Source organism: Lacticaseibacillus boliensis, from assembly GCF_054784775.1.
In genome coordinates this window covers 1-9,466 of sequence record NZ_BAAIHN010000055.1, presented here as the reverse complement: position 1 = coordinate 9,466, position 9,466 = coordinate 1, and the positions used below count along the sequence as shown (strand labels likewise).

Here is a 9,466-nt window from a genome sequence, read left to right as displayed (position 1 = left end):
TCAGAGCGACCAGGAAATTGAGACTTACATTGAACAACTGAATAATCGACCACGCAAGGTCTTAGGCTGGAAGACGCCATCAGAAGTCTTCATGGGTAAAAAGTTGCACTTGAGTTGACAATTCGTCATCTAAAAAGGGTCTAGCATCTCCAGTGTTGATTACTACCAACACCAAAAATTCTAGACCCCGTAAAGTCCGCGCCCGTGACACTGCTACGCAAGCAGAATAACGACAAGACCCGGCACGACCCATGCGCATGCTTGCGTGGAGGCCGTGTCGGGTCTTTTGTCAGATACCGTCAGTGATAAACCAATTGTTGCTTTGCTTAGATAGGGTCAGGGTGTATTGCGAGACTTGGCTCATATCATTGTCAGTGTCGAGATACTTCACTGATAAGGTGACGGTCAGGCTGTTCTTAGTCTTCTTAAAGACTGGATCTAGAAGTTCCACGAACTTAAGGTTGCGTTCGATTGGTCGCGTGCCGTTTTTGACATAATATTTGAGTTCATTGCGATCGCTTTTCGGGTACAAGGCGAAGAACGTCTTGAGAAACTTAGTTACGTCATCGGCAGTGCTGCTAGCTACCGTGTTATCAGATTGGGTGTCTGGTAACTTGATTCGAGCTGTTGCTGGTTCCGCAGCGACGGTTGGGTTCTTGGTGACCACCATATCGCCGTTGTCATTTTGCATGACGTTGATGGTGTAGGTGCTGGTCACTGACTTCTTGTCTTTGCCCTTGGTGAGGTCTTGCTTCACCGTGAATAGTACGCGGAACGTGTCTTTGGCTGTCTTGCTCACGTCCCAGACCTTGACCTCACTCACTGTGGCTGTGGTGGAAATATCGCTCCGCACCGTATCCGCGTTCAGCGATTGCAGTTGTTCCACAAGATACGGCTGCAAGGCTTTCTGCCGCTGATCGAGGGCTTCGTGGCTCGGCTGCCACGAGTAGTAGAGCTTAGCGAAGTCGGTAGTGAATGTCGCCAAGGCGTGCGTGTCGATCACCTTGGTCTTGATCACTTGGACTTCATGCACCGTGTGGGTGTCGATAGCGGTCATGTTCTTGTAGACGCCGAAGCTGGTGCTACCGATCAATACCGCCCAGCAAAGCAGCGTGACCGGACGACGCAAGCCGGGATGTCTGATCTTAGGCGGCTTTGGGGCGGCTGGCTGTTTCTTGAACCAGCCTTTCTTTTGATTTTGATCTTTATTCAAGGTTTGTTCACCTTGTCCTTTCTTTTTTCATAGCAGCGGTAAAAGTCATCGTAAATATCGAGAAAACGCACGAACAGGCGTTGTAGTGAGATTCGCTTGTAGCCCTCATAGTCGGTTTCGATATACTGACCGAGTTCACGGTCGTTGTTGAAGTATTCTTCGGCCAAGTAGCGTTCGCGGTCGAGGATATACTTACGGTCTTCTGGTGCAAACACCTTGCCCTTGAGCCATCGATCAACGGCCACTTCATGCGCGACAGCGAGGCGATACTCGCGCCGGTGCCCATACTCCATCTCTGGCATTCGGTCAACAAAGCGGTCGAGGACGTGGCAGAGGTCGTCGGTGTTGGGCAGGCGTTGTTTGAAGAACTTGATGCGTTCCCATTCGCTTGACGCAAAGTCGAGTTCCTTGTTGCGTAGTGCGCGATTGTCACCAAATTTGAGATCGACGTGCGCCTTTTGCAGTGCGTCGTCGTAGGTGTTAGTGATGAGATCCATCCAGTCAAAATAACCGATACCGTTTTGATCCATTGTCTTCACCTACTTCTTCACACGCCCGGCGCCGATCAGGTGGGCTTGCCAGTAACTTGAGTTCAGGTCGGCATAGCCAAGCGGGTCGCCCGCATTGTACTTTTTCATGCCGCCGACATAGATACCAACGTGGGTCACGTAGTCGGCAGTGTCATAGGTTGAGTGGAAGAACACTAAGTCGCCGGGTTTGGCGGCTTTGATGTTCAGGTGTGCCGTGGCGTCGTATTGTGCTTGTGCGGTGCGGGGGAGTTTGATCCCGGCTTTGCTGTAACACCAACTGGTTAGCCCGGAACAGTCGAAGCCCGTTGTTGGCGTTGAGCCGCCGAACACATAACGAGTGCCTTGATATTTGAGCGCTTCGTCCATGATGGCTTGCACCGTTTTGTCGTCGAACTTCGCACCACCTGTGACAAGGTATTGCGAGATGACCGACACGTAGTACATGTTCCCGTAGGCATAACGCCAACCGTCTTTGGCTACTGCGTTGGTGTAGGTGACTTTCTTACCCCCAGACTTCTCTTTGGCAAACGCGGTTGCCAGTTCCAGCGTGTACTTTTTGCCGTGCTTCGCAACGTAATCAATAAAGCCGCCACCGTAGTTATAGCTTTGAATCGCAGTGTTGAGATCTACGCCCGCAGCCTTCATGCTTTTCAGTAGCGACGCGAAATACTTCACGCCTTGCTTGATGGACGCTTCGGTATCTAGTGTATTGACTGGTAGTCCCAGCGATTCACTAGCTTGCATCACGTCGCCACCCTTACCACCTGATTCAACCTGCATGATGGCGAGTATCACCATCACCTGGTCGGGGATACCGAACTCCTTGCAATACTTTTCGACTGTCAGCTTATGCTTATAGACTTCAGCGGATAAGTTCATCGCGTCGGCTGTGATCGCAGAGGCGGGCTGGTCTTCGTCATCATCAGAGGCGATGACTGCAAAAAACAGACCGCCAATCAACAGTATTGGGAATGCGGCAAGCGCTAACCAGCGCCAGAGTTTCATCGCTTCTTATGCCCCTTAGCCTTTTTGATCCGCTGTGGCTTTGGGTTGCGTGGCTTGGCTGGCTTTTCGGAAACGAGGGTCAGTGGCTTCTTGGGTCTATCCGTTGACGGAGTGAGTTCTTGGTGTGGTGTGATGGTGGGTTCTGCTTGCGGCTTCGTGGCTGGACGTGGAGGCCGAGTTGATGTTGGCTTCGTGGCAGCACGCTTAGGTTGCCCACTGGTATCAGCTTGTTCGGGCTTTGGCTTGGGAGGGGTGGCAGTTGTTGGCTTACGAGTTGGTTCAACCGGCGGCTTGGTAGCCGTTGGTTTTGGCTTTTCAGGATCAGCTTTAGGCTTGATTGCGAGCTTGCGTTCTTGCATTTGCTTACGCCGCTGCTCAAGCTGTTTGTCGCGTTCCTGCTGATTGGCCTCACGCCGCCCCTTGAAGCTGTCCTTCGCAGTTTCGGCGGCCTCCTTAGTCAGTTGCTTACCACGATGCAGACCATATAAAACGTTGGTTGGTGCGTCCTTCACCTGATCAAGGCCGCGCTTGGTCTTGTCTTTGAGCTTGTTGCCGACATCAGATACATCGGCAAGTTTCTCACCCAGTCGTTGGCTGCGTGGCTTCTTGGGTTGTTGCGGTTTGGTAGCGTCCGCAGTCTGTTCGCGTTGCGTTCCTGTCGGGAGCTGTGGTGTTCCACGCCCCTTGCCATAGCCCCGCGACAGGAAGCGTCCGGCCATTGCGCCACCCATGGCACTACCGACGAACTGTCGTAGCATGCGGTTCCCACGACGCGAGAAGCGTTGTGCGCCTTGCTGGACGTCAGAGCTGTGTAGCTGCATCATGCCCATCAGGTCGCCGAGCTTCATCCAGATACCGGCGAAGATGGTAACTTGCAGGAAGGCCACGAGGAAGAACGGTGAGGTGGCCGATAATCCGTAGACCATTGTCGATAGCGAGAACGCCATCGTGATCACCAGCGTCACGCCAACTCGTGTCATGATGGTGTTAAAAAGCTTCATAATGTTCTGCTTCATCAATCCGTTAAAGGACGGCAGCATAGCGAGTAAGAACGACACCGGTAAGAACGTCGCATAGATGATAAAGAGTATCTGGCTGAACAGCATCATTGCCGTCAGGAAGAAGACAAACAAGGTGATCGCCATGTTGAACAGGACAACAAAGGTCGTGGTACCAAGGCGATTGATCGTCATAGTTGGCGAGAGATTCTCGTTATCGTTGTCTTCAATTTCAGCCTTGACCACGTCGGTACGGGTTTTGCCTTTGTCGCCAAACGGGTTGGTTTTCATTAACGTGTTTACGCGATCCTTGCCAACGGTATCAGCGTCGCTGTCGCCAAACTGCAAAAGTGTCCACGGCTGCTTCACCTGAATTTCAAACAGAGTGTCACGGATCGCGTCGACGCCTGATTTATCGGTGGCTGTATCAGTGCCCATAATCATCTTGGAGCCAGTGTTGAGCGCGCTGGTGCTGATATCTGAACTGAACTCATTGATTTTGCTCACGTAGTCCGGGGCGTAGGCGATGAAGCTGGCTGACGTGATGAAGATCACCACAAAGTTGACGATTGCCGAGATGGCTTTGGAGGTCTCGCGTTTGATGATACCGGTGTAGGCGACATAGATGCCGACTACCAGCGTAATCATGAGGAGTAAGCCGGGGTAAAAGCCGTCAGTAGTGAAGCCGTCCTTTGACACTCCAGCCAAGAGCTGCATGTTCTTCCCAATCGCGTCAGACGTATCTTTGATGAAGTCCAGCGAGTAGGCTTGCTGAATCAGATAACCCGCAGCGTTTGACAGGTAGACCGAGAGTGTCCACAAGAAGTTGGTGATGGCATACAGGCCATAGCTCACAGACTTACCGATGCCATCGCCCCAGTTCCACGGGAGCCAGTCCCAACTCGTATCGACGAAGTAGTCGAGCTGGTAGTGCGACAACGGGTACTTGGAATATTCGTTAGAGCTGCCAGACTGATCGTCAACCAATCCCGCAGCGTGTACCGGTTGACCGCCAGCGAGCATTAGCACTAACATGAATGCCGCGACAACACCGAGGAACAGCAGTAGCTGCCGACGGTTAGCTTTCTTCATCAGCGATCACCTCCACGGGTTTCGGTGGCCGAGTGTCAAAGGCGTGGTGTAGGTGTTCAAAGATATAGTCGAAGTGCAGCACGCCGACGTGCCCCCAGATGTCTTGGAACAAGCACTCCCCATTATCGAGCGACCGGAGCCGATTCTGATTGCCTTCGTCTTCGGCATCAAGGCCAAAGAAGTTCAGCGTGTTCTTGATTTCCGTGATGTCGGTACTACGGAAAGCAAACTTCTGGGCGATATTGTTTTTCATCTTTTCGTCGAGTAAGTCGTCCGCATTTTGAGTGACGAGGTAGACCCCGGCATTCATCGAACGACCTTCACGAATCAATTTCATGGACAACGCCTTACCCTGCGCCACGTTCAAGAAAGCCCAGGCTTCGTCCAAGTCCACGATCTTGAATTGAGCGCGGTCTTGGTGAATGAAGTCAATCGCGAACGTGCTGATGATCATGAGCATAGCGACGGACAGCATTTCCGCAGTGATGTATTCTTCCTGCGTCTTGTCGGCGTCTGGCAGCACTAAGTCTGCGATTTGCACGATGTTGATCTTGCGGTCAAGGGCGATTGTCCGCCGCGCCGTACCGTCAGAGAACAGCAGCGCTGCAAAATCGTAGTCCGTGAAGGATTCGATATGATCGGCAATGTTGCGTGCGATTGGTGTGTCTTCGCGGCGGAGTTCATCAATGACTTTCAACAGTCCCGGTTCGGGCGCTTGCGTCACTGCCCGAATCGCCTTGCGCAGTGTCGGGAACCGGTCGGAATCACGACTTGAAATCCCCGTGAGGAAGGTCAGGGTATCAACGGCCAACGATTCCGAATCTTTCAAGTTGGACAAGATGATATAAGGATCAAGCAGCCCACGGTTTTGTTCCTCACTGGTCAGGTTGACGATATTGATCTCGTTTTCCATAAAGTCGAGGTTCTCCGCCCAACCGGTACGTTCTGACTTCGGATCAAGAATCAGTGTTTGTGCGCCGTAAAGTACGGCGTAGTAGACGAGCAGGTTGTTCGAGAAGGACTTCCCGCCGCCTAAGCTACCAAGAAAGGCAGCAGACAAGGCGTTGGTGACGGTGCCCTTGATGCCTTGTGCGGCAATGTCCGGTTGCAAGTAGACGTTGCGTCCGGTGTCCACGTTGTAGCCGATGTAGATACCTTCCTTTTCACCAAGTGATTGCGTTGCACCAAAGCCCAGTGAGGCGATGAAATCGCTGGTCACATATTGAATATAGTCGTTGATATAGCGCTTCGAGGCCGGGATAAACTCACCGTGCAGCCCCAGCATGTCGCCGAATGGTCGTACGAGTTTGATGTTGAGGCTGTCGTAGAAGTCGAGTAATTGGTCGGCGCGGCGTTTCATTTCGTCTTCACTACGCCCAGCCACGCGAATGACGTAGCTGATCTTGTACATCGCGTCTTTGGTCTGATCAAGATTGCTTTCAAGTTCATCGACCGAATCCAAAGCGTCGCTGACGCCGCGTGTCGTTTCGTTGCCGGACTGGTAGGCGTGTTCGTCCAAGTCCTTGAGTTCCTTCTTCTTGTTGCGTACCTTGGTCAGCGCCTTCTTGTTCGTCACGATTTCAACGTTTAAGCTGGTGTCGATTGGAAAGTCGAACTGGCTTTGTTGGAAATAAAAAATTTCACTGCCGGGAAACTCCAATTCACCAACAATGTCGGAAAGCGTCAGGTACGTCACGTAACTACTATCCAGTCCGTGGGTGATCTTGATCGAGCGTTGGTGCTGCTCAATCAGTGAGCGTGTTGGCTTGATCAGGTCATATCGCTTGAGAATTGTGTCGCGCTTGGACTTCTTGCGGGGCAAGTGGTATTCATAGTCGTCGTAATCTTGCCCCGTCATGCCGTATAAGTGCTCCAACAAGTAGCCGAAGTCGTTCTTATCGAGCGGACGAACTTTGAACCGGCGACCAATTTTTTCGGCAAGGAACTTAGCGGACTTGGCGTAACGTTCCACCTCCGCATTGTTCATGGTGAAGAAGTCACCAGCAAACGTTGTGTTGAACTCGGCGAAGAAGTCCCGAATACCCAAGGACATATCCTTGAAGATGGACTTGGCGGTAACCTCAGCGTCGTTCAGCAACAGCTTAAAACCGATGAAGAAGCGGTAGTCCACTTGGTTGTCACCGACGTTTTCGGTCAACGCTTCCGCTTGGCCGTCGATATGCTGGAAGGCGATGTCTTTCAGCGACCCCTTGACCAACTTCTTCGAGCGGTCGAGAGTGTCCCGAACACTGGCTTCGGTGGCGAGCTGCAATAAATGGAGCTTGCCATCACGATTCTGGGAGATTAGTTGGCGGAAGTTCTCATGGACTTGTTGCTTCTGTTCGGGACTTAGAAACGAGTAGTTGTACGGAATCAGTTCAAAATAGGCGTAGCACTCGCCGTCAGTGTTCCAGACGAGATTGTCTTCGATATACTTAATCGGAAATTTCATTGTGGTACCTCCAGACGTAGGTCACAGCAGTGTTCTGTTTCTCTTTCTGCGACTTCACGGGCTTACCAGCATAGGTGAGCTTTGGGGTAATGGCATAGTTGATTACCGACCGCAGGAATCCCATTGGCTTCTTGTTGTCGAAGGTCTTTTGGCTCATGAACCACGTTAGCCCGGCAGGAATGCCAACGTACTTGAGAAATGTGCCGTCAATGAATGACAGAGGCGGTAAGTCGCCCAGCAGCATGACCGCAAACAGACTGACGATGAACCATGTCATTTGCGTAAATGTGATCGGGAACGGTAGTTGCAGGTCATTGATGGCGTACAACACCTTTTCGACCGACCAGATGCTGGTGTAGGATCTGACTTTCTTCATGTGATCTCCTTTCATGGTGAGATAAAAAGGCTGACGCCTTTTGCAGCGCCAGCCCAGAGAGTTAGTCTAATAATTGGTAGATGCCATGAGGTGTTTCAACGAAACCTCCTTCAACTTCGAGGTCACGACCGACCTTGGCATAGTCGATATAGTTTTCAACTTGTGGCGGAATGTCGCCGAACCAGCCTTCGTCGGCCAGTTCTTCGGCCAACTCAGTCATGTTCGCAACGTGATAACAGGCAATGTCATCCTTGTGTGCGGCGAGTTCGATCACGTTGTCGTACCATTCGCCAATAAGCTCTTTGATAGCTGGGTAAATCTCGGTGCCTTTCAACGCTTCGACGGCTGCGGCAGCTTCGTTGATCTCGCCAATCGTTGAATACTCACTAAAGACAACGGGGCCTTCGTAGTCCTGAACCATGTATTCTTCGTACTGGTCATTCAGTCCTAATTTTTCTGCGAGTTCTTCGTTGTTGATTGGTGGCGTGAACCATGCGCCGACAATCTCGCCCTCGTTATACTTGCCAAGATTGGCAATAAAGACTTTGATGTCGTCCATCGGCTAGGCTCCCATGACGCGGTTGAACAGGTTCAACAGCACGTCCTTGACCCCAGCAGTGTTGAACACCAGCCCCACGGCGATAATCGCAATGACCAGAAAACCGATGAGCTTAGAGAATTCTCGCTTGAAGCCAAGGTAAACACCGATAATGGCAATCGCCATCAGCACCAAGCTCTGGGCGTTGGAGGTGAACCAGTTAAACAAGTTTTGTCCGAAATTCATAATAATCATCCTTTGATTTTTAGTTTTGTGACCGGGGCTCCCTTCGAGATTAACGCTGTTTTGGCGCGGTCAGCGGCGACCGGCTCATGAGTGACGAATCAGAATAGTTCAGTTTGGGTTGCGTGGTGGTGCTTGATGCGGTCAAGGGCGCGCCGCCAGTATTCTTAGCTAATTTCATAGCCGATGAAATGGCGGTCAGTGTCCATTGCGGCAATCGTGGTGGTGCCAGACCCCATACAATTATCCAGAACGATTTCGCCCGGCTGGGTGTAAGTCTTGATGAGGTAGGCAAAAAGATCGACGGGCTTTTGTGTCGGGTGCCAGCCGGTGCGATCAGACTTGTAGTTGAGTACGTCAGACGGGTAGTTAGTCCACTCTTGCGTGTACGTGTCGGGCGCATTCCGCGGGTGTAACTGATTTGAGTTCTCGTACTTACGCGAGTTGACGGTTTTGTTATAGGGGAGCAGCCCTTGGGGGAAGTAGTTCATGCCTTTGGTATCAGGAGAGTTGCCAAAATTGGCCGTGCCCGCTTTTGAGAAGACGAGAATCTCCTCGAACCGGGATAGCGGGCGGTTCTTAGCATTGACGAAGTTGGTGACGGTATTCTTGATCCAGACCCACTTGTAGCGATACAAGGCTGGGTTTGATTGCACTAAGTCCGCAGAGAACCGTTCAGTTGCGGTTAGCACAATCGCGCCTTGGGGTTTGATGAGCCGTTCGTATTGACCCCAGAGGTATTCAAACGGGATCACCTTGTCCCAAGCGTTGGCTGTGGTGCCATACGGCAAGTCGCATAGGATCATGTCAATGGAGGCTGTCGGTAAGTCCGCCATGCCTTCCAGACACTCGCGATTGTAGATGACGTCTAGTTCGATTGCGTTGATACTCCCCTGGATTATTCATAGAATTTCAAAAAAGCAGCGCAATCCCATGATTCACACGGGACTGCGCTGCTTTGGTGTTTCACCCATTGGGTGCGCCTATATGCTAAGGTTGAGTCGACGAAAACCATCACG

8 protein-coding genes and 2 pseudogenes are annotated in these 9,466 nt (G+C 51.7%); 1 reads left to right on the top strand and 9 read right to left on the bottom strand.

What is annotated here, in order from left to right:
* Positions 1–118 (top strand): annotated as a pseudogene (locus ACYVRB_RS13665) (IS30 family transposase); the annotation flags it as partial.
* A gap of 171 nt (positions 119–289) precedes the next feature.
* On the opposite strand, the gene ACYVRB_RS13660 reads toward ACYVRB_RS13665, so the two are convergent.
* From ACYVRB_RS13660 to ACYVRB_RS13620, 9 genes and pseudogenes are all read right to left on the bottom strand, one after another.
* Positions 290–1,213, bottom strand: a complete 924-nt coding sequence (locus ACYVRB_RS13660; RefSeq protein WP_461215995.1) for a conjugal transfer protein — start codon at positions 1,211–1,213, stop codon at positions 290–292.
* A complete protein-coding gene (locus ACYVRB_RS13655) occupies positions 1,210–1,743 on the bottom strand; it encodes a hypothetical protein (protein ID WP_014571616.1) in 534 nt (177 codons plus the stop codon). Before ACYVRB_RS13655 ends, ACYVRB_RS13660 begins: the two co-directional genes overlap by 4 nt.
* A gap of 9 nt (positions 1,744–1,752) precedes the next feature.
* Positions 1,753–2,748 carry a bifunctional lytic transglycosylase/C40 family peptidase gene (locus ACYVRB_RS13650; protein ID WP_461215994.1) on the bottom strand — a complete coding sequence of 332 codons (996 nt, stop codon included), beginning with the start codon at positions 2,746–2,748 and terminating at the stop codon, positions 1,753–1,755.
* Entirely contained in the window at positions 2,745–4,838 is a 2,094-nt protein-coding gene (locus ACYVRB_RS13645; RefSeq protein ID WP_461215993.1) for a CD3337/EF1877 family mobilome membrane protein, read from the bottom strand. Before ACYVRB_RS13645 ends, ACYVRB_RS13650 begins: the two co-directional genes overlap by 4 nt.
* On the bottom strand, positions 4,825–7,290 hold the full coding sequence (tcpF, locus tag ACYVRB_RS13640; RefSeq protein ID WP_461215992.1) for a conjugal transfer ATPase TcpF: 2,466 nt from the start codon (positions 7,288–7,290) through the stop codon (positions 4,825–4,827). Before tcpF ends, ACYVRB_RS13645 begins: the two co-directional genes overlap by 14 nt.
* Entirely contained in the window at positions 7,274–7,666 is a 393-nt protein-coding gene (locus tag ACYVRB_RS13635) for a conjugal transfer protein (protein ID WP_461215991.1), read from the bottom strand. Before ACYVRB_RS13635 ends, tcpF begins: the two co-directional genes overlap by 17 nt.
* Before the next feature lie 61 nt (positions 7,667–7,727).
* Complete coding sequence (locus tag ACYVRB_RS13630; RefSeq protein WP_461215990.1) at positions 7,728–8,225, bottom strand: antirestriction protein ArdA; 498 nt, start codon at positions 8,223–8,225, stop codon at positions 7,728–7,730.
* 3 nt (positions 8,226–8,228) lie between these two features.
* Positions 8,229–8,450, bottom strand: a complete 222-nt coding sequence (locus ACYVRB_RS13625; protein WP_003606383.1) for a hypothetical protein — start codon at positions 8,448–8,450, stop codon at positions 8,229–8,231.
* 98 nt (positions 8,451–8,548) lie between these two features.
* A pseudogene (locus tag ACYVRB_RS13620) lies at positions 8,549–9,283 on the bottom strand (DNA-methyltransferase).
* Between the last annotated feature and the right edge of the window lie 183 nt (positions 9,284–9,466).